General features: G+C 62.8%; 21 protein-coding genes. 12 read left to right on the top strand and 9 right to left on the bottom strand.

Translation table 11 applies throughout. From position 1 onward, the window contains the following. The first annotated feature begins 89 nt into the window (after positions 1–89). Genes pyrG through xerD form a run of 3 tightly spaced genes read left to right on the top strand, consistent with a single transcriptional unit; the run spans position 90 to position 3,513 of the window. A complete protein-coding gene (pyrG, locus tag AC6I97_RS16125) occupies positions 90–1,835 on the top strand; it encodes a CTP synthase (protein ID WP_224167035.1) in 1,746 nt (581 codons plus the stop codon). Between the two features lie 53 nt (positions 1,836–1,888). After that, positions 1,889–2,551 (top strand): NUDIX domain-containing protein, encoded by a 663-nt coding sequence (locus AC6I97_RS16120; protein WP_224089477.1) that lies wholly within the window; start codon positions 1,889–1,891, stop codon positions 2,549–2,551. A gap of 2 nt (positions 2,552–2,553) precedes the next feature. Continuing rightward, positions 2,554–3,513 carry a site-specific tyrosine recombinase XerD gene (gene xerD / locus AC6I97_RS16115; protein ID WP_224167502.1) on the top strand — a complete coding sequence of 320 codons (960 nt, stop codon included), beginning with the start codon at positions 2,554–2,556 and terminating at the stop codon, positions 3,511–3,513. An 8-nt stretch (positions 3,514–3,521) separates the two neighbouring features. Here the strand turns inward: xerD and AC6I97_RS16110 are convergent, their stop codons facing one another. Next, positions 3,522–4,307, bottom strand: coding sequence for a hypothetical protein (locus AC6I97_RS16110; protein ID WP_224167036.1), 786 nt, complete (start codon positions 4,305–4,307; stop codon positions 3,522–3,524). A 74-nt stretch (positions 4,308–4,381) separates the two neighbouring features. Here AC6I97_RS16110 and AC6I97_RS16105 point away from each other — a divergent pair, with 74 nt between their 5' ends. Further along, positions 4,382–4,876 (top strand): 8-oxo-dGTP diphosphatase, encoded by a 495-nt coding sequence (locus AC6I97_RS16105; protein ID WP_497945410.1) that lies wholly within the window; start codon positions 4,382–4,384, stop codon positions 4,874–4,876. A 112-nt stretch (positions 4,877–4,988) separates the two neighbouring features. Here AC6I97_RS16105 and AC6I97_RS16100 read toward each other — a convergent pair whose 3' ends face one another. The 8 genes from AC6I97_RS16100 to AC6I97_RS16065 form a co-directional block, all read right to left on the bottom strand. Continuing rightward, positions 4,989–6,128 (bottom strand): bifunctional 2-methylcitrate synthase/citrate synthase, encoded by a 1,140-nt coding sequence (locus AC6I97_RS16100; protein WP_224089483.1) that lies wholly within the window; start codon positions 6,126–6,128, stop codon positions 4,989–4,991. A gap of 74 nt (positions 6,129–6,202) precedes the next feature. Next, positions 6,203–7,108 (bottom strand): methylisocitrate lyase, encoded by a 906-nt coding sequence (gene prpB, locus AC6I97_RS16095; RefSeq protein WP_497945409.1) that lies wholly within the window; start codon positions 7,106–7,108, stop codon positions 6,203–6,205. Beyond that, on the bottom strand, positions 7,109–8,629 hold the full coding sequence (locus AC6I97_RS16090) for an MmgE/PrpD family protein (RefSeq protein ID WP_497945408.1): 1,521 nt from the start codon (positions 8,627–8,629) through the stop codon (positions 7,109–7,111). It abuts the gene before it with no gap. 22 nt (positions 8,630–8,651) lie between these two features. Further along, positions 8,652–9,293 carry a GntR family transcriptional regulator gene (locus AC6I97_RS16085; RefSeq protein ID WP_224089489.1) on the bottom strand — a complete coding sequence of 214 codons (642 nt, stop codon included), beginning with the start codon at positions 9,291–9,293 and terminating at the stop codon, positions 8,652–8,654. A 71-nt stretch (positions 9,294–9,364) separates the two neighbouring features. Further along, the gene (locus AC6I97_RS16080; protein WP_497945407.1) at positions 9,365–10,465 is read right to left on the bottom strand and encodes a class I SAM-dependent methyltransferase; all 1,101 of its coding nucleotides are present in this window, start codon (positions 10,463–10,465) and stop codon (positions 9,365–9,367) included. 147 nt (positions 10,466–10,612) lie between these two features. After that, on the bottom strand, positions 10,613–12,238 hold the full coding sequence (locus AC6I97_RS16075; protein ID WP_497945406.1) for a LuxR C-terminal-related transcriptional regulator: 1,626 nt from the start codon (positions 12,236–12,238) through the stop codon (positions 10,613–10,615). A 57-nt stretch (positions 12,239–12,295) separates the two neighbouring features. Next, a complete protein-coding gene (locus AC6I97_RS16070; protein WP_224167041.1) occupies positions 12,296–13,009 on the bottom strand; it encodes a response regulator in 714 nt (237 codons plus the stop codon). Further along, entirely contained in the window at positions 13,006–14,652 is a 1,647-nt protein-coding gene (locus tag AC6I97_RS16065) for a sensor histidine kinase (RefSeq protein WP_497945405.1), read from the bottom strand. The genes AC6I97_RS16070 and AC6I97_RS16065 overlap by 4 nt, the downstream gene beginning before the upstream one ends. A 139-nt stretch (positions 14,653–14,791) precedes the next feature. On the opposite strand from AC6I97_RS16065, the gene AC6I97_RS16060 reads away from it, so the two are divergent. The 8 genes from AC6I97_RS16060 (at position 14,792) to AC6I97_RS16025 (ending at position 22,776) form a co-directional block, all read left to right on the top strand. Next, complete coding sequence (locus AC6I97_RS16060; RefSeq protein WP_224167043.1) at positions 14,792–16,138, top strand: cation:dicarboxylate symporter family transporter; 1,347 nt, start codon at positions 14,792–14,794, stop codon at positions 16,136–16,138. Between the two features lie 262 nt (positions 16,139–16,400). Next, positions 16,401–17,300, top strand: coding sequence for a ParA family protein (locus tag AC6I97_RS16055; RefSeq protein WP_224089498.1), 900 nt, complete (start codon positions 16,401–16,403; stop codon positions 17,298–17,300). Between the two features lie 8 nt (positions 17,301–17,308). Further along, positions 17,309–18,220 (top strand): segregation and condensation protein A, encoded by a 912-nt coding sequence (locus tag AC6I97_RS16050; RefSeq protein ID WP_497945404.1) that lies wholly within the window; start codon positions 17,309–17,311, stop codon positions 18,218–18,220. Positions 18,221–18,227: 7 nt separating this feature from the next. Further along, positions 18,228–18,869 (top strand): SMC-Scp complex subunit ScpB, encoded by a 642-nt coding sequence (scpB, locus tag AC6I97_RS16045; RefSeq protein ID WP_497947136.1) that lies wholly within the window; start codon positions 18,228–18,230, stop codon positions 18,867–18,869. Between the two features lie 142 nt (positions 18,870–19,011). After that, on the top strand, positions 19,012–20,217 hold the full coding sequence (locus AC6I97_RS16040) for a pseudouridine synthase (protein ID WP_224089499.1): 1,206 nt from the start codon (positions 19,012–19,014) through the stop codon (positions 20,215–20,217). A gap of 3 nt (positions 20,218–20,220) precedes the next feature. Beyond that, complete coding sequence (locus tag AC6I97_RS16035; RefSeq protein WP_224089501.1) at positions 20,221–21,327, top strand: prephenate dehydrogenase; 1,107 nt, start codon at positions 20,221–20,223, stop codon at positions 21,325–21,327. Continuing rightward, the gene (cmk, locus tag AC6I97_RS16030; protein ID WP_216922906.1) at positions 21,327–22,040 is read left to right on the top strand and encodes a (d)CMP kinase; all 714 of its coding nucleotides are present in this window, start codon (positions 21,327–21,329) and stop codon (positions 22,038–22,040) included. Before AC6I97_RS16035 ends, cmk begins: the two co-directional genes overlap by 1 nt. After that, on the top strand, positions 22,030–22,776 hold the full coding sequence (locus tag AC6I97_RS16025; RefSeq protein WP_497945403.1) for a lysophospholipid acyltransferase family protein: 747 nt from the start codon (positions 22,030–22,032) through the stop codon (positions 22,774–22,776). Before cmk ends, AC6I97_RS16025 begins: the two co-directional genes overlap by 11 nt.

Raw genomic sequence — 22,776 nt, 5'->3', positions numbered from 1 at the left:
GGTCCCGCCCGGCTCTTGATTGCAGGCATGGTCTTGGGCAACTATTGACCATTTGGGGAATCCGGACGGACGCTTGGAAGGCGTAATTGATGATAAGCTCGAATTCCGTGGTGCAGCGATCAAATTCCCGTGTAAATTCCCGGTTCCCGGGCTCGTCCAAGACGACCAAACACATCTTCGTCACCGGTGGTGTGGCGTCCTCGCTCGGTAAGGGTCTGACGGCTTCCAGCCTCGGCCACCTGCTGCGGGCACGCGGTTTGTCTGTAACTATGCAGAAGCTCGATCCTTATTTGAACGTGGATCCGGGCACGATGAATCCCTTCCAGCACGGCGAAGTTTTCGTGACTGATGATGGCGCCGAAACCGACCTCGACATCGGACACTACGAGCGCTTCCTCGATGAAAACCTGGAAGGTTCGGCCAACGTCACAACGGGCCAGATTTACTCCACGGTCATCGCGAAGGAACGCCGTGGTGAATACCTCGGAGACACCGTTCAGGTCATCCCGCACATCACGGATGAGATCAAGCGCCGCATGCGCCTTCCCGCCGAAGGCAAGAACGCTCCGGATGTCATCATCACCGAAATCGGTGGCACGGTTGGCGACATCGAATCGCAGCCCTTCCTCGAGTCGGCCCGCCAGGTGCGCCAGGACATCGGCCGGAACAATGTCTTCTTCCTCCATGTTTCCCTGGTTCCGTACATCGGTCCCTCCCAGGAACTGAAGACCAAGCCCACGCAGCACTCCGTGGCAGCCCTTCGTTCCATCGGTATCCAGCCCGAAGCCATCGTGATCCGTTCGGACCGCGAAGTGCCCGAGGCCATGCGGGAGAAGATCGGCCGCATGTGCGACGTCGACATCGACGCCGTGGTCAACGCTGCGGACGCACCCAGCATCTATGACATCCCCAAGACGCTGCACTCGCAGGGCCTGGACTCCTACATCGTTCGCGCACTGGACCTGCCGTTCAAGGACGTTGACTGGAGCAAGTGGGACAAGCTGCTTGAAGCGGTCCACAACCCCAAGCACGAGGTCGAGATCGCCCTGGTGGGTAAGTACATCGACCTTCCGGACGCTTACCTCTCCGTCACCGAGGCCCTCCGCGCCGGTGGGTTCGCCAACGAGGCCAAGGTCAAGATCCGCTGGGTCCCCTCGGACGAGTGCGAAACCCTTGCCGGTGCCACCAAGTCACTTGCCGGCGTCGACGCCATTTGCGTACCTGGCGGCTTCGGTATCCGTGGCCTTGAAGGCAAGCTGGGTGCACTGAAGTTTGCCCGTGAATCCAAACTGCCGGTCTTGGGCCTGTGCCTTGGCCTGCAGTGCATGGTGATCGAATACGCGCGAAACGTGGTTGGCCTGGAAGGCGCCTCGTCCAGCGAGTTCGAGCCGGACTCCAAGTACCCGGTCATCGCCACCATGGAAGAGCAGCTGGACATTGTGGAAGGCAAGGGAGACCTTGGCGGCACGATGCGCCTGGGGCTCTATGAAGCCAAGCTGGACGAGGGCTCCGTTGTCGCCGAGACGTACGGCACCACTTCAGTGAGCGAACGCCACCGCCACCGCTACGAGGTTAACAACAAGTACCGTGACCAGATCGCGGCGGAGGGCCTCGTCTTCTCGGGTACCTCGCCTGACGGCAAGCTGGTGGAGTACGTTGAACTTCCCCGCGAAGTGCACCCGTATTACGTTGCTACGCAGGCACACCCGGAGCTTAGCTCCCGCCCGACGCGCCCGCACCCGCTCTTCGCGGGCCTCGTGAAGGCAGCCTTGGAGCGTCGTGAAGGTGCCGTTGTGGGAACCAAATCCGGTGCCGGTGCGGTAGCTGCCAAGTAGCGCGGTGGCCGCCAAGTAAACCGTAAACGCAAGCACTAACGAAGGACGGCGCGATGCCCGGCATTTCCGAAACCCCCAGCACCTCAAGGCAGGTTTCGGATGCGCCGAGCCCGCGCCGTCTTTTGTCTACGAGCAAGGTCTATGAAGGCCGCATCTGGGATGTGGTCAGCGACGCCTTCCAGCTCAGCGAGGATACGGACACCCTGGTTCGCGACTACATCGACCACCCCGGCGCGGTGGCTGTGCTGCCGATGAACGTTGACGGTGAAATCCTGCTCCTGAAGCAGTACAGGCACCCTGTTGGTATGGATCTCTGGGAAATCCCGGCCGGGTTGCTGGACGTTGAGGGCGAGGATTTCGTGGCGGGCGCTGCCAGGGAGCTCGCTGAGGAAGCTGATCTTGTTGCGGCCACGTGGAATGTCCTGGTGGACTTCTTCAACTCTCCGGGATCCTCCAGCGAGGCTGTCCGGATATATCTGGCTCGTGGGTTGAGCGCTGTTCCCGAGGCTGACCTGCATGTCCGCACGGACGAAGAGTCGGAAATCGAGTTCCACTGGATTCCGCTCGACGATGCCGTGAAGGCTGTCCTTGAAGGGCGCCTGCACAATCCGTCCGCGGTCCTGGGAATCCTGGCTGCCGCCGCCGCGAAGGCCGACGGCTTTTCCAGCCTGCGCCCCGCTGACGCGCCGTGGCCCGCGCACCCGAGCCAGCGCTAAGAATGGCCGAGGCCGCCACCCGTCCTGCCAACGGCATCGATCGAGGAGTTACCGACTACCTCCAGCACGTGGGCGTGGAACGCGGCCTGGCAGCCAATACCTTGGCTGCCTATCGCCGTGACCTTGCCCGTTATTCGAACTTCCTGGCTGGCCAAGGCGTGGAACGCCCCGGAGACGTCACGCGCCATCACGTCACCGGCTTTGCCCAAGCCTTGTCGGACGGCTCCGATGGCGCTGCGGCCCTCGGCGTCCGCTCCGCAGCCAGGACCATAGTGGCCGTGCGCGGACTTCATAAATTTTGGGCCCTTGAAGGAACCACGACGTCGGATCCCGCCAGCGATGTCCACCCGCCGATGCCGGGCAAACGACTTCCGAAAGCCATCAGCGTTGGTGAAGTAACGCGGATTCTCGAAGCTGCGGGTTCGGACTCTGCGACCGGGCTAAGGGACCGGGCCTTGCTTGAATTTCTCTATTCCACCGGCGCGCGCATCAGCGAGGCCGTAGGGCTGGACGTTGACGATGTATCCCTGGAGCACGCAGGCGGCGAACCAGCAATAGTCAGGCTCTTCGGCAAAGGTTCCAAGGAGCGGCTGGTGCCTTTGGGCTCTTACGGTGCACGCGCGGTCGGAGCCTATGTGGTCCGCGGAAGGCCGTTGCTGGCTTCCAAGGGCAAGGGCACTCCCGCGTTGTTCCTGAACGCCCGTGGCGGCCGAATCAGCAGGCAGAGTGCTTGGACAATCCTCAAGGCTGCTGCAGAGAAGGCAAACATCACCAAGGATGTTTCGCCGCACACCTTGCGGCACTCTTTTGCCACGCATCTCCTGGAAGGCGGGGCTGACGTGCGTGTAGTCCAGGAGCTGTTGGGGCACGCATCGGTTACCACCACCCAGGTCTACACGTTGGTTACCGCCGACACCTTGCGCGAGGTTTACGCTGCTGCCCATCCCCGCGCGCTCGGCTGATGCTGCAGCTAGTCCAATACACTGAACGTCAACTCCACGGCATCGACGAACAATGCCAGCAGCGACGTCCCCAAACCGGCCACGAGCAGAAGGCCTGGGTGGGCCAGTCCCACCACCACCCGCTTCAACCGCGGCTGTCCCTTGAGGAATTTTTTGGGTACCCGCGTCTTCAACGGTATTTGCCGCCAACCGCGTAGCCGGCGAAGGAACCAGGCGCACCGCACGATGAACGCCATCCACAGGACAGAGAGCACCAGCGGGACCGACGCCAGCATGAGGTTGAAGCCGAGTGCGGTCACCTCCTTTTCGGAGTCGCCGATGACGGTCTGCACCGTGGTCGAGATGGAAGCACTCATCACCACGGAGGCAGCCCACACCACGAAGGCGACCACCAGGGCCAGGAAGCGGACGAAGAAATGGCCCAGGACAGTGGCGTCCACTGCCTTGAGGTGGCTGCGAGGGGTGGCATGCAGCACGGCCAGCGTGGACAGCAGCGTTGGCAGGGCAGCGATGAGGACCAGCAGGTACCACGTCCAACCAGCCAGGTCCACCACCTCATCCAGAACAATGAGCCCGGCCCACACCACCGTCCAAGCCCAGCCGGCGTAGAGCGGATGGGCCACCACCAAGCGGGGCAGCCAGGCGTCGCGCTCCTGCCCGGCTCTGGTGGCTGATGGGGCGTCGGCCAGAGGGGCAGTTTCGGCATCTTCCCCGGCCTGGGCCTTCACCTCTTGGTTGATGGCTTGCGCTTGTGCCTGTGTCCCGGCATGCACTTCGCCCCCACCTTCGTTCATGGGCTCACTGTAGCAATTGGGCTGACTGTGGCAATGGGACCTCAGGTGCAGGAGATCGGGTTAAGGTAGGCAGCATGACAGCAGCCCATGTGACACTGTGCTTCCTCCTCCGTGACGACGTGGACGGGGAACACGTCCTCCTCGGTACAAAGAAGACCGGTTTTGGGCGTGGGAAAGTGGTGGGCGTGGGTGGGCATGTGGAGCCGGGGGAGACGGCGCTGCAGGCGGTGTGCCGCGAGGTCATGGAGGAAATCAGCGTGGTGGTCCAGGCCGCGGACCTCATCCCCGCCGGCATCATCGACTTCGTGTTTCCTGCCCGACCCGAATGGAACATGTACACCACTGTGTATCTGACGCGTTCTTGGGCAGGCCAACCGTCGGAGAGCGACGAGATTGCGCCCGAATGGTTCCCGGTGTCCAAGCTACCGGTGGAACGCATGTGGGCCGACGCCGAGCATTGGCTGCCCGCGATGATTTCGGGGCAGCGGATCGCAGTTCGAGTCGATTTGGCTGCCGATAACGAGAGCGTGGCTGAAGTGCACACCATCGATTGGGCCGGAACCGACTAGAAGACAGGTTTTCCAGCATACGACGGCGGGTCGGTCGCCTTTTGGTGACCGACCCGCCGTCGTATGCTTCCTCCGCCATCGTGGGCTTCCGGCGCGGCCAGAAGCCAAGAGGCTACGGCACGTGCCGCTCTTCCGGCCCGTTGTATTCGCTCAGCGGACGGATCAGCGAGTTAGAAGCAAATTGTTCCATGATGTGCGCTGTCCAGCCGGTGATCCGACTGGCGACGAACAGCGGGGTGAACGTCTGGGTGTCAAAGCCCATGAGGTGGTACGTGGGGCCCGCGGGGTAGTCGAGGTTGGGCTTGATGGCCTTGGCCTCGTCCATGGCCTGTTCGAGGCCGTTGTAGAGCCCCAGGAGTTCAGGCCGTCCGTAGTGGGCGATCATCTTATCCAAGGCGGCCTTCATGGTGGGCACGCGGGAGTCGCCATGCTTGTAGACGCGATGTCCAAAGCCCATGACCTTCTTCTTCTGGGCCAGGGCGTTTTCCATCCACGCCCGGGCGCGGACCGCGGCTTCCTCCATGGATTCTTCGCTGCGGATGCCGATTTCGTCGAAGGTGTGCATCACGGCCTCGTTGGCGCCCCCGTGCAGAGGGCCCTTCAGTGCACCGATCGCTGCCGTCACGGCGGAGTGCAGGTCAGAGAGCGTGGACGTGACCACGCGGGCTGTGAAAGTGGACGCGTTGAAGGAGTGCTCCGCGTAGAGGATCATTGAGACGTTGAACGCCTCCACCACTTCGGGAACCTGCTCTTCGCCGAACGCCATCCACAGGAAGTTGGACGAGTAGTCCAGGTCCTCCCGCGGTTCCACGGGCTCTTGACCCCGCCGGCGGCGCTGGTCGTAGGCCACGACGGCGGGCATCGCGGCCCAGAGGTCGATTGCTTTCTTCATGTTGGCATCGGGGGATGAATCCTCCGTCAGTTCGTGCCGGGCTCCCAATACGGAAGCTGCCGTACGGCAAACGTCCATGGGGTGTGAGGTGGTGGGCAACGTGTCAATGACTGACTTGACCACTGGATCAAGCGCACGCCCTGCCCGCTCGCGGGCAACAAATTCGGCCAGTTGGGCATCGTCGGGCAGTTCGCCGTTCCATAGCAGGTAGGCGACCTCTTCAAAGCTGCACTTGGCGGCCAGTTCCTGCACCGGGTATCCCCGGTACAGCAGGGAGTTGGTGTCCGGGTTGACCTTTGAGACGGCGGTGTAGTCCACCACGACGCCGGCAAGGCCTTTTTTGATGTCTTCAGCAGCCATGCTGAACTCCTTCGTTCATTATGCAAGAGCCCCGTTGGCCGGAGTGCTTGCTTTCCCCTTGATGATTCCCGGACCTAGCGGATGCCAGGAACCTGGAAGTTAAAAACGCCGGTATCGAACTGGTTATATGCCTCGTAATCCACGAGTTCGTAGAGGCGCGCACGCGTGAGCATGTTTTCCACCTGTGCCTCTTGGGTCCCCGCAGCCTTGATCGATTCCAGCGTACGCTCTGCAGCGCCCATGGCAATGCGGAGGAGGGTGACGGGGTAGATGACCATGTTTACCCCGACGTCTTGGAGTTGGTCCACGGTGAAGAGCTCGGACTTTCCGAACTCGGTCATGTTGGCCAGGATGGGCACGTCCACGGCGTCGCGGATGGCTTGGAACTCGGTCAGATCAGCCATGGCTTCGGGGAAGATCGCGTCGGCGCCGGCGTCGACCAAAGCGCGGGCACGGTCTTGTGCGGCTTGGATTCCTTCGACGGCGCGGATGTCGGTGCGGGCCATGATGAGGAAGTTCGGGTCGCGGCGGGCGTCGGCTGCGGCGCGGATGCGTTTGGTGGCGGTGTCGATGTCCACGACGTTTTTGCCGTCCAGGTGGCCGCAGCGTTTGGGGTTGAACTGGTCTTCGATGTGGCAGCCGGCCAGGCCGGCGTTTTCGAGTTCCTGGACGGTGCGGGCCACGTTCATGGGCTCACCGAAGCCGGTGTCCGCGTCCACGAGGGAGGGCAGATCGGTCATGCGGGCGATTTGCCCGGCGCGGGTGGCCACCTCGGTGAGCGTGGTCAGGCCGATGTCGGGCAGGCCGAGGTCGTTGGCCAGGACCGCTCCGGAGATGTAGACCCCGGCGAAGCCCTTTTCCTCGATCAGCCGGGCCGAGAGCGGGTTGAACGCGCCGGGGAACTGCTGCACGGTCCCGGAGGCCAGCAACTCCCGCAGTCGCAGCCTTTTCTGTTCGGGCGTGGTTGTGGAGTACAGCATTTAGAACAGTCCCTTCGGAGCTGCGTCGAGGTTGATCACGCCGGGGGCCGCGGTGATGTTGAGCTGGTCCAGTTCGCCGGGGCCGAGTTCGGTGACGCGTTCGACGGCGGTGAGGAACCGTTCGATTTCGGTCTCCTCCACGAGACCGGCAGCGAGGGTGCGGAATTTGTTGATGTATTGCTCGCGGGCGAACGGGTGGGCGCCGAGCGGGTGGGCGTCGGCCACGGCGATCTCATCGGTGATGACGGTGCCGTCGGTGAGGGTGATTTCCACGGAACCGCCGAAGGCTTTCTCTGCGATGTCCAGGGAGTGGTAGCGGCGGGTCCATTCCGGATCCTCAACCGTGGTGACCTTGTGCCAGAGTTCTACGGTGTCCGGGCGGGCGGCGCGTTCGGGGGCGTAGGAGTCTACGTGGTGCCAGGCGCCGTCCTGCAGGGCGACGGTGAAGATGTACGGGATGGAGTGGTCCAGGGTTTCCCGCGATGCGGTGGGGGAGTACTTCTGGGGATCGTTCGCGCCTGAGCCGATCACGTAGTGCGTGTGGTGGCTGGTCTTGATCAGCACGGATTTCACGTTGGCCGGGTCCGTGGTTTCCGGGTGTTCGCGGTTGAGTTTGCGGGCGAGGTCGATCCACGCCTGGGCCTGGTACTCGGCCGAGTGTTCCTTGGTGTAGGTGTCCAGGATGGCGCGTTTGGCTTCACCGGGCAGCGGCAGCGGGACTTCGTAGGAGGCGTCCGGGCCGTCCAGCATCCACGCGATCACCCCGTCTTCGCCTTCGTAGATCGGCACGGGAGAGGTCTGGCCGCGCATGGACCGGTCCACGGCTTCGACGGCCATCTTGCCCGCGAAGGCCGGGGCGTGGGCCTTCCAGGTGGAGATCTCGCCCTTGCGGGACTGCCGGGTGGCGGTGGTGGTGTGAAGTGCCTGGCCCACGGACTGGAAGATCGTCTCAACATCCAAACCCAACAGCGTGCCGATGCCGGCAGCGGCGGAGGGGCCAAGGTGGGCGACGTGGTCGATCTTGTGCTTGTGCAGGCAGATCGCCTTGACCAGGTTCACCTGGATCTCGTAGCCGGTGGCGATGGCCCGGACCAGGTCAGCACCGCTGGCACCGACGTGCTGCGCGACGGCGAGGATCGGCGGGATGTTATCGCCCGGGTGCGAGTAGTCCGCGGCCAGGAACGTGTCGTGGTAGTCCAGTTCACGCACGGCCACCCCGTTGGCCCAGGCAGCCCATTCAGGGGAGACCCGCTCGGTGATGCCGAAAACGTGCCCGCCCTTGCCGTTCGCGGACGGCCCGTGGGTCAGTGCCTGGGCGCGGGCCGCGACGATCGGTGCACGGTTCAACGAGGCGATCGCTACGGAGGCGTTGTCGATGATCCGGTTGATCACCATATCCGTGACCTCGGGGGTTACGTCGACGGGGTCGGCGGCGACCACGGCGATCTTGTGCGCCAACTGCTCCTCGCGGGGGAGATTCTCTTCGGACTTGTAGACGCGGACGTGGTTGTTCTTGACCATGGTGCTCCTTCTAATGAGGGTCTTAGCGGGCCACATGAGCGGCCTTGACGTGGGTGAGGCTTCGGTGCAAATGAAGTGTGGTGGCGGCTTCGGCAAGCCGTGGATTCCCGGCGGCGATCGCTTCAGCAATGGCGGCATGCTCGGCCGCAGCGGCCTGGAGCCGGGCGGCGTCATCGGCCGCCAGGCGGCGAACCCGGACCAAATGGACCCGGAGGCTGCGCATGGCCTGGGCCAGGTAGGAGTTGGAGATTGCGGCATCGATCGCCTCGTCCAGCCGGCCAACCAACGCGTAATACTCGTGCCGTGCAGGATCCTCCTCGCTGAGCAGCTCCGGCGCCCGGAGCAGCTGCGCCTGCAGCTCGGCAAAAACGCCCGGCTCTCCGCGCTCTGCGGCCAGGGCTGCGGCCCGGACCTCCAGCGTTTCGCGAAGCTCGAACAGTTCGTCGATGCTGTCCAGCGAAATATCGGTGACGACGACGCCGCGTCCGCCTGCCGCCGTCGTCAATCCCTCAGCGGTGAGCCGGCCCAGCGCCTCACGGACAGGCGTGCGGGAGACACCCAGCCGCTCGGACTGTTCTACTTCCGCGAGGACCGTGCCCGGCCGCAGGCGCCACTCAATGATGTCTTCACGAAGAGCCGCGTAGGCCCGATCACTGGCGCGCATGACTCCAGTGTATACATAAAGCCTGTGTTGTACAGGAAATAGCTCATAATCACATGACTATGTATACATGCCTAGCATGTGGCCACGTAGTACGCGTTGAACGGATCTTCCTCGAGTTCCTTGACTTCCACGCTGGTGAAGCCGGCTTCGCGGATCATGGCCGCTGCCAATTCCTTGCCCCACACGGTTCCCAAACCCTCCCCGCCCTGTCCCAGGGAGACGGCCATGCAATGAAACGTGGAGATGGTGTAGAGGAAGGAGGCCCACGGCAGGTCAGCGTTCTTTTCCAGGTTGCTGGAGGCGTTGATATCCACCATAAGGAACGTTCCACCGGGTTTGAGCGCCTTGTGAATATTCTTCAGGACCTGGGCAGGATGCGCTTGGTCGTGGATGGCGTCGAAGGCAGTCACAAGGTGGTAGCGGCCTTCTTCCTCAAGCATCGTTACGTCCCTGGACACGAACCGGACGTTGGAAAGTTTCAACGCTGCCGCTTCGGCCCGCGCCACAGTTAGCGCCTCGTCAGCGAAGTCATATCCCGTGAAAGTGCTGTGGGGATAAGTGCTGGCCAGCAGGTTTACCGCATGGCCTTCGCCGCAGCCGATATCGGCGACGGCGATTCCTGCCTGCAAGGCTTTTTCGCAGCCGGTCAAGGGGAGAATCGAGTCCAAAAGCGAGGCGTCATTCACTGCGGCACTTTCGGAAGCCATGATGTGGTGGAACTGCGGGTAATCACTGTAGTTTGTTCCACCGCCCTCCCGGAACGCCCTGACAATCTTGGGGGACACCTCGCCCATCAGCGGGAGATACTGCAGGGTGCGCGCCAGGTTTTCCGTTCCGGTTCCGCACAGAACAGGAACAAATTCAGGACGAAGGCAGTAGGTTGAATCGCCGGGTTCGAAGTCCACGATTCCTGCGGTCGTCATCCCTCCCAACCATTCGCGGACGTAACGCTCTTGTGCTCCAGCGGCATCCGCCACAAGTTGGCTTGTCGCAGGAGGCAGCGAGGCAAGCGTCTCAAACAAGCCGGTTTGATGGCCCACGGCAATGAGCAGTCCGATGGATGAGCTGTTCAGGATGTCAATCAGCCTGCCGGTCGCTTCCTGCACCGCTTCTTCAAGTGCTATTCCGGGCATCGTCGCCGTTTCATACTTTCCGGACTGGGTGCTTTCCATGGCTTTTCCTTGGTCTTCGGGGACCGGTGGCTCCGGCCTGTTGCCCATATCCCACGGTAAGTTCAGACCCCAACGAGCCTCTTCGGGCATTTTCTGCATTTTTTCTGTAGTCGTGGGGCGAACCATGCAGGGCCCCTGGATCGGCAACTACGATCCGGGCCGCTCCGGGATGCCGTGCTGATGGGCCCAAGCAGCGGCGGCCGTCCGGGAAGTGACCCCGATCTTGGTAAAGATGTTCGCCAAATGACGTCCGGCTGTTTTCTCTGAGATAGTCAACGACCTGGCAATTTGACGATTACTGGAACCAGCCAGGACGCATCCCAGTACTTCCACTTCCCGGGAGGTTAAGCCGCCAGGTTCCTGGGCGGGACGCGTCCAGGAAATGTTCTTGGCGCCGAGCTGGTTCCGGATGGCGGCCGCAGTGGCACGCTCGGCCTCAGCACGTCCGGTTTCACCCAGGGCAGCCCGGACAGTTGCCAGGCGTTCGTGGATCCGTGCCAGTTCGTAGCGCATGTGTTGGGAGCGGTAGGCCTGTGCTGCGGATTCAAGCTCATTGATCGCCTCAGTCCAACTCTGCTCCGCCATCAGCACGGCGCCACGCGCATGGTGGGCCCAGGCCAGGAAGCCGGGGGTCCTGTAAAAAGCGGCGGTCTGTTCAAGTTCCATGCAATGGGTGGCCGCCGCACCGGGATCCCGGGCAGCCAGCAGTTCCACCAGGGGCAAGAGAAGGCTGGCCCTCCCCAGGGTGCCGCGGTCCGCCAAGGCAGCCTGAAGGGCCTCTATGGCGGACTCTGTCTTTCCCGCATCGGCAAGTAGCAGGGCACGTCCTGGTTGCGCATCCACGCCAAGCCCGCGGGCCAACTCAAACGCGGACCCAGCCCCGGCAACATCGCCCCGGCGCCGACGGATCTCACCCAGCTCACAGTAGCCGTCCGCGGCGATCCAGCCGTGGGCATTCCTAAGGCGCTCGGCTTCGTGGGGCATCTCAGCCTCAACCTGTCCCCAATTGCCCTCAGTGCCGAGCAATTGAAGTTCGTGAACGCGCGATATCCCGCTGTACATGAAGGACCGGGAAAGTCCGGCGCACCACGTGGCCAGCGCGTCAGTCCAAGCGCGCATCCGGGCGAAATCAGCCATCTCATAGCAGAGGTGGATGATGGAGCAGTAAATATCTCCGCCCCACTCTGCCGGAACCTGCCCCGCCATTACGGGCAGCATGGCCTCATCCAGGTCCTGGAATCCTCGTGCGGACTGTCCTGTCCGAACCGCCGCCAAGCCGGACAACATGTACGCAAAGCTGGCCAGTTCGGGTGATTCGTGCCTCCGCGTCATCTCCTTGAGCGAAACTGAGGCGGCGAGGGCCGGAACCGGGTCGCCTTCAAGGTTCATGGCGTCATTGGCCTCAAGGTAGAGCAGGTAGCCGTGTTCGGGCACCTCGGGCATATTCTCCAGCAGCCGGCGCGCCCTATTGAGCCACGCCGAAGAAACGGCGAGGTTGCCGCGGATGCCCCACTGCATGGACAGCGTCAGTGCCGTCCGGGCCGCGGCCTGCCTCTGGTGGTCGTCATCCAGGCGATGGAAGATCTCCTCTGCGAGGGACATGGAGCGTTGAACGTCTCCCAGCCACCAGACGGAACGGGACAGGATCTCAAGGTCCGCGGAGCTGAGGGGAGCGTCCACGGCTGCACGTTCCAGGCTTCGGCGCGCCACGTCCCATTCCCCACGGGCAAAGGCTTCGCGGGCCTCGGAAAGTTGCTGCAGCTGCTGGGACATGGGCTCTCCACGGGTTCGGCTCCAGCATACTGCGGGAGCTGTTCCTTCGGCAGAAGGCTAGCCCCGGTTCCAGCCGTACTCGTTCTCCGGACGGCCCGGTGTTCCGTATCGCGGCGCCCTGGTGACCGTCCCGGCGTCGGCCAGGTACTCCAGGTACCGGCGGGCCGTTACCCGCGACATTCCCAACGCATCCATGACTTCACTGGCGGACACGGCTTGTTTCCGGGCGCGGACGAAATCCTTGACCGACTCCAGGGTGGAACCGGACAAACCCTTCGGCAGCGGTAGCTCCGTTGGTGCCCGAAGACTCGCGAAGGCCTGGTCAACATCGCTCTGGGAAGCTCCGGCCTTGGAGATGCCGGACTCCGAGCCCGCCAGTTGATCACGGAAAGTGCGGTAGCTGTTCAGCTTGTCGGCAAAGGTTGCGTAGGTGAAGGGCTTGATCAGATACTGCACGACGCCGATGGAAACGGCGCTGCGCACGATGTTCAGTTCACGCACGGCTGTGATGGCAATAATGTCGGCGAAGACTCCCGCGGAGCGCATGCGCCGGGCAACATCCAGCCCATGGAGGTCCGGCAGGTTCATATCAAGGAGGACCAGGTCCACGGGCGAGCCGGACCCAGCGAACTCGCCAAGGATGCGCAGTGCTGACTGACCATCCGGAGCCGTTCCCACCAGCGTGAACCCTTGGAGCCTGCCCACGTAAATGGAGTGGGCGTCCGAGGCGATGGGCTCGTCCTCGACCACCAGGACGCGGATGTCTGTCATGCCTTCTCTTCCTCGGGGATGGGCGCGGGCAGCACAACATGGAACTGGGCGCCGCCTGGATTGCTGATCGTCATAGTACCGTTCAGCCGCTGGACCGCCTGCCGGACCAGGGCAAGGCCGACACCCCGGCCATGGGCTCCCCGCGGACCCTCCTGCGTGGACTTGGTGCTGTACCCGTACTGCAACACGTCATCGATCGAACCGGGATCGATACCGGCCCCGGAATCCCTAACGGTAAATCCAACACCGGCCGCACTGGCTTCGACGTCCAGTTCCACCTTTCGGGGCATCCCACCGGACGCCGCCGCATCAATGGCATTGTCCAGGAGGTTTCCCAGGATCGTCACGAGGTCCTGGATTTCCAGACCCCGGACACCCGAACTCCCTGATGTCCGAACCACCAGTTCGACCCCGCGCTCATGGGCCTCGGCGGCCTTGCCCATCACCAAAGCACTCATCACCGGTTCATCCACCGAAGCAAGCATGTCGTCCGTGAGCTGCTGGCTGAGCTCCAGGTCCTTGGTGGCGAACTCGAGCGCCTGGGGCGTGCGGCCCAACTCAAGAAGGGAAACGATCATATGCAGGCGATTGGCATGTTCATGGGTCTGGGCCCGCAATGCATCCGAGAGAGTCTTCATGGTTTCCAGCTCGGTTCCCAAGGACTCAATCTCAGTGCGGTCGCGAATAGTGGCCACGGTGCCGTAGACCGACGGCTTTTGCCGGCTGCGGGCAGGAACCGGGCCCACGGCCGGAGCTTGGTTTACCACCAGGATCCGTGAACCAGTCAAATGGATTTCGTCGTGGGCTGGCCTGCCGGATTCGAAAAGCGCTCGCAGGCTCCCGTCAAAGGGGAGGTCGGACAGCTTGGGAGCGTCATCGGGGGAGCGATCGGCCTCGGAAGGTTCCAGTCCCAGCAACTCCGCGGCTTGATCGTTGTACATCACTGCTTTTCCCCGGGTATCGATCAGGATCACGCCTTCACGAACGGAGTGAAGGACTGATTCGTAGTAGGCGAAGAGCTGCGCGAGCTGTTCCGGACCCCATCCGCGCGTCACGGACCGCAGGTAACGTCCGAGCAGCCACGAAGCTATGGAGCCAAAGAACAACACCACCAGCGCGATGCCGCCAATCACTCCCAGCCTTTCGGCCACATCGGTATCCACGGTCCTTACGGTGATGCCTGCCGCCACCAAAGCTTTGACGGTTCCACCGGAGTCCTTCACCGGCGCGATGGTCCGGACCGAGGGCCCCAACGTACCAGCAGTGACTTCGGTGAAAGTCTCACCCCGCAGGGCAGGTTCGATCGTGCCGATATAGGGCTTGCCCAGCTCTTCGGGACGGGGATGGGTCCATCGGGTCCTGTCGGGAGCCATGATGGTGATGAAATCCGCGTCCGCGTCCTTCATGACCTCCAGCGCATAGGGCTGCAGTATGGCCGCCGGATCAGAGGTTGCCGCCGCCTGCAACACCAAGGGGTTGTTGGCAATGGACGTTGCGATCGCAAGCATCCGGCTGCCCGCATCCTCGTATGCCCTGTCCCGGGCCTCCAGCACCGAGAACGCGCCGAAGACAGCTGTCAGCACCAGCACGAACAGCAGGTTTGCCACAAACAAGCGGCGGGCGATGCTCCAGCGATGAAACAAATAGGCCTCCCATGACCAATATGACCGCAAGGGTGATGTGTGTCACCCGCAGCTGAATGATGGATATCACACAAGGGCAGCGGATTGGACACAAGTGCAGGACCGCAGCGCCTTACACAGTATCCAGAAGGAGAATCCCATGACCTCTCAACGAGGAGAGTCGGCAGTAGCCGCCACCGGTGGACGCAGGGGGCTCGACAAGTCGCATTACCTGTACATCGCGGTCATCCTGGCCGTAGTGCTTGGTGCCGTGGTCGGCCTGCTGTTCCCTGAGGTTGGAAAATCCCTGAAGCCGCTCGGGGACGGCTTCATCAAGCTCATCAAGATGATGATCGCTCCGGTCATCTTCTGCACCATCGTCCTTGGCATCGGCTCCATCGCCAAAGCTGCCACCGTCGGAAAGGTCGGCGGACTCGCACTTGGCTACTTCGTGGCCATGTCGACCTTCGCATTGGCTATCGGCCTCGTCGTCGGCAACCTCATCCACCCGGGTGAGGGCCTGAAGCTGACTCCGTACGATCCCAACAAGAAGGCGGCCACGGACAGCACGGTGGACTTCCTGCTGGGCATCATCCCCGGCGACATTCCCGTCCTGCCCACCCTTCTTGCAGCCATCCTGGTGGGCTTCGCACTCCAGAAGATGGGTAAGCAGGGCACCCCGATCCTCACCGCAATCGGCCACGGACAGCGCCTTGTCTTCCGGATCCTCATCATGATCATGTGGCTGGCTCCTGTGGGCGCTTTCGGTGCGATCGCCGCCGTCGTGGGTGCCACTGGCGCCCAGGCAATCCTCAGCATGTTCACACTGATGCTGGCCTTCTACATCACCTGCGCTGTGTTCATCGTGGTCATCCTTGGCTCCCTGCTTCGTGCTGTGGCAGGCGTCAACATCTTCAAGCTGATGAAGTACCTGGCCCGGGAATACCTCCTCATCTTCTCCACGTCCTCCTCCGAGGCAGCCCTGCCCCGCCTCATCGCCAAGATGGAACACCTGGGTGTCTCCAAGCCGGTTGTCGGCGTGACGGTACCCACCGGCTACTCCTTCAACCTTGACGGCACGGCCATCTACCTCACCATGGCCTCCTTGTTCGTGGCCAACGCCATGGGGACGCCGCTGGACCTGGGTGCCCAGATCTCGCTGCTGGTGTTCATGATCATCGCTTCCAAGGGCGCCGCCGGCGTCACCGGAGCCGGCCTTGCCACCCTTGCCGCCGGCCTGCAGGCACACAAGCCCGAGCTCCTGGGCGGCGTGGGCATGATCGTTGGCATCGACCGCTTCATGTCAGAAGCCCGTGCTCTGACGAACTTCACCGGAAACGCCGTTGCCACCGTTTTGATCGGCACCTGGGTCAAGGAAATCGACAACGGCCAGGTGGAGCGCGTTCTCTCCGGCAGCGAACCGTTCGACGAGACGACAATGATCGCCCACGGCGCAGAGGCTGAGACGGCTCCGGAAACTGAAGCCCGCGACAAGGCAACCATCTAGCAGGATCAGCTTCGCGGGATACGAAGCAACGAGGACCGGCACCCGTACAGGGGTGTCGGTCCTCTGCCGTTCGCGCGGATGCCAAAGAATCATGGCCCAACTTCCTAACCTTCGACCTCAACTAGAGGGTAAAGGCTCAAAGATCGGCGAAAGTCAAGTTCCCCGAAATGCCGTGTCGGGGGCTGTAGCCTAGGTGGGTAGCAGCGCTGTACCCAGGGGAACAGCGGCAGGGAAGATCGTCGTCGAAAGAGTGGTTAGATACGTGAGCAGCGAACGGGGAACAGCTACGCTGGGAGACACCGAGCTCGATCTGGAAGACGCCATCATGGGGCCTACGGGCCGTCCTCACCGCGACTTTCCGGAACCGGCTCCGCTTGCCTCCCACGGCCCTGCAAGGGTCATTGCCATGGTTAACCAGAAGGGCGGCGTGGGCAAAACCACGTCCACCATCAACCTTGCGGCGGCGCTCGCGGAATACGGCCGGCGCGTGCTCCTGGTGGACTTTGACCCACAAGGTGCCCTTTCTGCCGGTCTCGGCGCCAATCCGCATGAACTCGACCTCACTGTCTACAACGTCCTCATGGACCGCAAAGTGGACATCCGGGATGCCATCCAGCAGACCGGAGTGGAAGGCGTGGACCTTCTGCCCGCAAACATTGATCTCTCCGCGGCTGAAGTTCAACTGGTCAACGAAGTCGCCCGCGAGCAAGTCCTGGACCGCGCGCTCAAGAGCGTTGAAGATGACTACGACGTCGTGCTGATCGACTGCCAGCCATCGCTCGGCCTGCTCACGGTCAACGCGCTGACCGCCGCCCACGGCGTCATCATTCCGTTGATCTGCGAGTTCTTCGCACTTCGCGCCGTAGCACTCCTCGTGGAAACCATCGAGAAAGTGCAGGACCGTTTGAATCCGCGGTTGCAGGTGGACGGTGTCCTGGCCACCATGTACGACGCCCGCACCCTGCACAGCCGCGAAGTCATCTCGCGCCTCGTGGAGGCCTTCGGGGACAAGGTTTTCGAGACCGTCATCAAGCGTTCCATCAAATTCGCGGACGCAACCGTGGCCGCTGAACCTATTACCAGTTATGCCGGCAACCACATCGGTGCAGACGCCTACCGCCGCCTCGCAAAGGAACTTATCTCGCGCGGCGGCGCACCGTAGCCAACGGCGTGGGACGGTCACTCGCCCCGCCCTCCGCGGTGGTCATTCCGGAAGAAACGCCCGACGCCGATACCTCCGACGCCGGCCCCTCTGACGCCCGCAAGCCGGGTTTTGAGGTTCGGCTCGCCAACTTTACGGGGCCGTTCGATCTCCTGTTGGGCCTGATTTCCAAGCACAAGCTGGACATAACGGAGGTGGCGCTGGCCACCGTCACCGATGAGTTCATCAAGTACATCCGCCGCCTCCAGGAACTGGGGGAGGATTGGGCGCTGGACGAGGCCAGCGAATTCCTGGTGATTGCCGCGACGCTCCTGGATCTCAAAGCTGCCCGGCTCCTTCCCGCCGGCGAAGTAGAGGATGAGGAAGATATCGCCCTCCTGGAAGCCCGGGATCTGCTGTTCGCCCGCTTGCTGCAGTACAAGGCGTTCAAGCACGTCGCAGGTCTCATCAGTGAGACGCTGGAACAGGAAGGCCGCAGATACCCTCGCCAGGTGGCGTTGGAAGGCCATTTCGCGGCGCTGCTGCCGGAACTCGTGTGGCGGCACACTCCCGAACAATTTGCGGAGCTTGCCGCCAAGGCGCTCAAACCGAAAGACTCCGTGCCCTCTGAGGTGGGATTGGATCACCTTCACGCACCGCCGGTGAGCGTCAAGGAGCAAGCCGAGATCATGGGATACCGCCTGCAACTCGGAGCCCCGCTCTCTTTCCGCACATTGATAGCGGACGCCGGGACAACCCTGGTGGTCGTGGCCCGTTTCCTGGCCTTGCTGGAGATGTTCCGGGACAAGGTTGTGGCCTTCGAACAGGCAGGTCCGTTGGCGGAGCTGACGGTTAGGTGGACCGGGGACGTGGCCGAATGGGACAGTTCGAACCTGAGCGAAGAGTACGAAGAATCGAGCGAAGGGACAGCCAGTGACTGAGCAGGACATGGCCGAAGCCGGCCTTGCCGAGCTTGAAACTTTGCCTGGCGGGGCACGGGCAGCGTTGGAAGCTGTGCTCATGGTCATCGACGAGCCAGCCACCTCGGAGGAGTTGGCCGCGGGATTGAACGTAACGGTCGCCGTCGTCGAGGATTTGCTGCAGGACCTGCAGCGGGAGTATAGCGGCTATACTGTTAAAGCCCCGGACGTGGATGCTGTCGGCTTTGCCGTTGCCAGCGCTGCCCCCCGGGGTTTTGAATTGCGGAATGTCGCCGGTGGGTGGCGGATCTATTCACGGTCTGATTTTGCGGACATCGTGGGCAGGTTCGTCCTCGAAGGGCAGACCACCAGGCTCACTCAGGCAGCGCTTGAGACTCTGGCGGTCATTGCCTACCGGCAGCCGGTCTCCAGGGCCCGGGTGTCCGCAATTCGAGGCGTCAACGTCGATTCTGTGGTCCGGACTCTAACCCAGCGTGGTCTGATCGAAGACTCCGGGAACGATCCCGAATCCGGGGCTGTGCTGTACAGGACAACCTCCTACTTCCTGGAACGGATGGGCATCGGCTCGGTGGCGGAATTGCCCCCGCTCTCGCCGCACCTGCCGGGTTTGGAAGGGATCGACGAGTACTACGACGCCAGCCGGATGTAAGCCGGCACCGCACGAGAACTACATACTGATTCACGGCACCGCATGGACGGTGCCACGGCAACAAGGGGCAGACGATGTCTGCCCGGCTGGCTAGTGTTGATTGCAGCACTGAATGCCGGCCATTACTACACAAGGACGGGTCATGACACAGGCGGGACGCCAGGGTTCACCACGTAACAGTTCGGGACGCAACAGTTCTGGACGCAATGAGGCAAGGGGCGGCACGGGCCGCTCCAACGCCGGCGGCTTCTCCGGCCGCGGCGGAAGTGCCGGCGCTGGAAAGCGCAACTTCAATCAAGGCGAAGGCCGCCCGTTCAAGGCTTCAAAGCCACGGGAAGCGGCCCCCTTCGATCCCGATAACCCCACGACGGCGGGCGATTACGATCGCGGCCAGGCCGCCAGGCCTGCAAAGCCTTTCCGCAAGCCCGGCTCCAACAAGCCCGGTTACGGCAAGGCTCCCGGAACACCCGGTGCGTTGAAGCCCAAGGCCAAGCCCGCAAGGCAGTACGGCTCCAAGGCCTTCGGCAGCGAGCGCTTCGGCCAGAATCTGGGCCCCATCCGCAAGCCTGCCCGCAACCGCGGTCCGCGCCAGGAAGTCCCGCAGTCGGACCTCCATGATGTCGACGGCGTGCGCCTGCAGAAGGTCATGGCGCAGGCCGGCGTGGCCTCCCGCCGCGTATGCGAGGAAATGATCCTCGAAGGCCGCGTCGAGGTCGATGGCCAGGTCACCACAGAGCTCGGCATGCGGGTCGACCCCAAAACCGCCGTGATCCACGTTGACGGTATCCGCATCCAGCTCGACGAAACCCTCGTCTACATGGTCTTCAACAAGCCCAAGGGCGTTGTCTCCACCATGGAAGACCCCGAGGGCCGGCCATGCATCAGCGACTTCCTGAAGAACGCCAAGGGTGAGCGGCTCTTCCACGTCGGGCGCTTGGACGTCGCCACGGAAGGCCTGCTGTTGTTGACCAACGACGGCGAACTCGCCAACCGTTTGACACATCCTTCCTATGAGGTGCCCAAGACGTACCTGGTTCAGGTTCGTGGTCCGTTCCCGCAGGGCGTCGGCGCGCAGCTGAAGTCCGGCGTCGAGCTTGAAGACGGCCTGGCAACCGTGGATTCGTTCCGCCTGGTTGACTCCACGCCCGGGCACGTCCTGATCGAGGTTGTCCTGCACTCCGGCAAGAACCGTATTGTGCGCCGCATGTTCGATGCTGTGGGTTTCCCGGTAGAGCGTCTTGTCCGTGTCAAGATCGGTCCCATTGGCTTGGGAGACCAGCGCCAGGGCAGCATCCGCAACCTCGGCAGGCAGGAAGTCGGTCACCTCCTGGCATCTGTGGGGCTCTAGGGCATGTCGGCATTCCGCACGCACGGCCGCGGCCATCTTGATGGCCCGGTCGTGGTTCTTGGTACAGGCCTGCTTGGAGCCAGCATTGGCCTTGGCCTGCGCGGACGCGGCGTTCCGGTTTTCCTTTTCGATCCGTCGCCGACCAACCAGGCGGTCGCTGTAGACATTGGTGCTGGGCGGCCCTTGGCTGAGCTTGACGGGCAGCCTCAGCTGGTTGTGGTCGCTGCACCGCCGGACGTGACGGCCGACGTCGTGGAGAAGGCCCTGGCGGACTACCCGTCCGCCGTCGTCGTTGATATTGCCAGCGTTAAGGCCACTATCCAATCCCAATTGCGGGAGCGCGGCGTGGACCTGGCGAGGTACGTGGGGACCCATCCGATGGCCGGCCGCGAAAAGTCGGGGCCGGTCGCAGCCAGGGGCGAACTTTTCACGTCCATGCCATGGGTGGTTTGCCCAACGGAGGAAACCGACACCGACGCACTGCAAACGGCACGTGCGCTGGCGGGGGACCTGGGGGCAATCGTCTCCCAGTTCACTGCCGACGAGCACGATGAAGCGGTGGCCTTGGTCTCGCATCTGCCGCAGATCATGTCTTCGCTGCTGGCGAGCCGCTTGCAAGGAACACCCCTGCATGCGCTGTCTTTGGCCGGTAACGGGTTGCGGGACACCACCCGCATCGCTGCCAGTGATCCCACCCTGTGGGTGCAGATACTGGGTGGCAACGCGGAAAAGGTTGTTTCCATCCTGCACGGCGTTCGTGAGGACCTGAATCGCTTGATAGGGACTTTGGAAGCGCCGGCTGCGCCCGGAGCGCGGTTGGATCTCGCCCAGCTCATCAGTGAAGGCAACGCCGGACAGGCCCGGATACCGGGCAAGCACGGCGGACCTCCGCAGGCGTATTCCTGGCTGACTATCCTGGTGGATGACAGGCCGGGCCAGATCGCGCAGCTTCTGACCGAAATTGGCGAGATCGGCGTGAATGTCGAAGACCTCCGGCTTGATCATTCATCGGGTCAGAACGTTGGCATGGTGGAGCTTTCAGTCCTGCCGAGCAAGCACGACCTCCTTGTAGAAGCCTTGACCGACCGTGGATGGCGGGTACTCCAGTAATGACGCGTGAATTCTTTGGGCCGGAGACAGTTGCCCGCCCCGGCAAGCCGCTCGTGATCGCGATTGACGGCCCCTCGGGATCGGGTAAGTCCAGCGTCAGCAAGGAAGTAGCCCGGCGCTTGAAGCTGGCGTACCTGGATACAGGTGCGATGTACCGCGCACTCACGTGGTACTGCCTGAAGACCGGCCTCGACCTCCAGGACGGCGCTGCTGTGGAGCAGGCTTCCAAGGTCATGCCCCTGGAAATCAGCACCAGCACGGCCACCGAGTACGTGGCAGTGGACGGCACGGACATTACCGATGAAATCCGCGATCCCTTGATTTCGTCTTCCGTGAGCGCCGTTGCTACTACGCTGGGCGCTCGCACGGAGTTGATCCGCCGCCAGCGCCAGCTCATCGACCAGCACCATCACCGGATGGTGGTGGAGGGACGCGACATCACCACGGTGGTTGCCCCCAACGCCGAGGTCCGCATGCTCCTGACCGCAAGCGAAGAGGCCAGGCTCCGGCGTCGTGGAATTCAGTTGGGTGGGACGCAAAGCAAGGAACAGCTTGCCGCGCAGGTGACGCAGCGTGATGCCAAGGACTCCACGGTGGTGAACTTCACCCAAGCGGCTGACGGCGTCGTGACCCTCGATTCCTCGGACCTGGACTTTGAGGAAACAGTGGAAACTGCCCTGGCGATCGTTAGCAAGGTCATCTATGGCGACTAACCAGCCTCCTGCGCTCCGCCTCCCAGCCAAGTGGACACGCATCTGGAGCCGACCCGTTGGCTGGGTCCTGGATCATGTCATCTACCGGACGGTCGTGGCGGGCAAGAGCAACATACCCGCTGCTGGTCCGGTGATTTTTGCAGGCAACCACATCAGCTTCCTGGACGGTCCCGTGATGTTCGGCGCCTCGCCGCGCCCCATGCACATCCTCGTCAAGAAAGAGATGTTCCGTGGGTTCCTGGGGCGCGTCCTCAGGGGATCAGGGCAGATTCCCGTGGACCGAAGCGGTGACCGCAGCGCACTGCACGTGGGCAAGCAACTGCTCGACGCCGGCCGTTGCGTTGGGATCCTGCCCGAAGGTACCCGGGGGAGCGGCTCCGCTGACAGCATCAGCAATGGTGTCGCCTGGCTGGCCATCAACTCCGGGGCCACCGTCATACCAGTCGCGATCCTCGGAACCCGTAAGGGCGATGAGCACCGCGACCATATTCCCAAACCCCGCCGCAGGCTGTATGTCAGCTTCGGCGAACCCCTCACGGTGCAGCGCCGGAAGGGCGAACCGGGGCGTGTTTCAATGGACAGGGCGGCTGCGGCAATCCGCGATGCACTGGCAGGACACGTCCAGGATGCAGTCAGGACTACAGGGCAGGGCCTTCCCCAGGAACCTCCGTCCGGACCATCCGCACCGCAGCACCGCCAAACAGAAGTAGCCGGGACGCCGGCAGACCACCATTAA

The organism is Arthrobacter sp. TmtSoilC48, from assembly GCF_059739425.1.
Note: the sequence above shows the minus strand (reverse complement) of the source record. Positions and strands in the feature narration are given on the sequence as shown.

Coding starts and splice junctions, on each gene's coding strand:
- pyrG (WP_224167035.1), top strand. CDS start 90: ATGATAAGCTCGAATTCCGTGGTGCAGCGATCAAATTCCCGTGTAAAT.
- AC6I97_RS16120 (WP_224089477.1), top strand. CDS start 1,889: ATGCCCGGCATTTCCGAAACCCCCAGCACCTCAAGGCAGGTTTCGGAT.
- xerD (WP_224167502.1), top strand. CDS start 2,554: ATGGCCGAGGCCGCCACCCGTCCTGCCAACGGCATCGATCGAGGAGTT.
- AC6I97_RS16110 (WP_224167036.1), bottom strand. CDS start 4,307: ATGAACGAAGGTGGGGGCGAAGTGCATGCCGGGACACAGGCACAAGCG.
- AC6I97_RS16105 (WP_497945410.1), top strand. CDS start 4,382: ATGACAGCAGCCCATGTGACACTGTGCTTCCTCCTCCGTGACGACGTG.
- AC6I97_RS16100 (WP_224089483.1), bottom strand. CDS start 6,128: ATGGCTGCTGAAGACATCAAAAAAGGCCTTGCCGGCGTCGTGGTGGAC.
- prpB (WP_497945409.1), bottom strand. CDS start 7,108: ATGCTGTACTCCACAACCACGCCCGAACAGAAAAGGCTGCGACTGCGG.
- AC6I97_RS16090 (WP_497945408.1), bottom strand. CDS start 8,629: ATGGTCAAGAACAACCACGTCCGCGTCTACAAGTCCGAAGAGAATCTC.
- AC6I97_RS16085 (WP_224089489.1), bottom strand. CDS start 9,293: ATGCGCGCCAGTGATCGGGCCTACGCGGCTCTTCGTGAAGACATCATT.
- AC6I97_RS16080 (WP_497945407.1), bottom strand. CDS start 10,465: ATGGAAAGCACCCAGTCCGGAAAGTATGAAACGGCGACGATGCCCGGA.
- AC6I97_RS16075 (WP_497945406.1), bottom strand. CDS start 12,238: ATGTCCCAGCAGCTGCAGCAACTTTCCGAGGCCCGCGAAGCCTTTGCC.
- AC6I97_RS16070 (WP_224167041.1), bottom strand. CDS start 13,009: ATGACAGACATCCGCGTCCTGGTGGTCGAGGACGAGCCCATCGCCTCG.
- AC6I97_RS16060 (WP_224167043.1), top strand. CDS start 14,792: ATGACCTCTCAACGAGGAGAGTCGGCAGTAGCCGCCACCGGTGGACGC.
- scpB (WP_497947136.1), top strand. CDS start 18,228: ATGGCCGAAGCCGGCCTTGCCGAGCTTGAAACTTTGCCTGGCGGGGCA.
- AC6I97_RS16040 (WP_224089499.1), top strand. CDS start 19,012: ATGACACAGGCGGGACGCCAGGGTTCACCACGTAACAGTTCGGGACGC.
- AC6I97_RS16035 (WP_224089501.1), top strand. CDS start 20,221: ATGTCGGCATTCCGCACGCACGGCCGCGGCCATCTTGATGGCCCGGTC.
- cmk (WP_216922906.1), top strand. CDS start 21,327: ATGACGCGTGAATTCTTTGGGCCGGAGACAGTTGCCCGCCCCGGCAAG.
- AC6I97_RS16025 (WP_497945403.1), top strand. CDS start 22,030: ATGGCGACTAACCAGCCTCCTGCGCTCCGCCTCCCAGCCAAGTGGACA.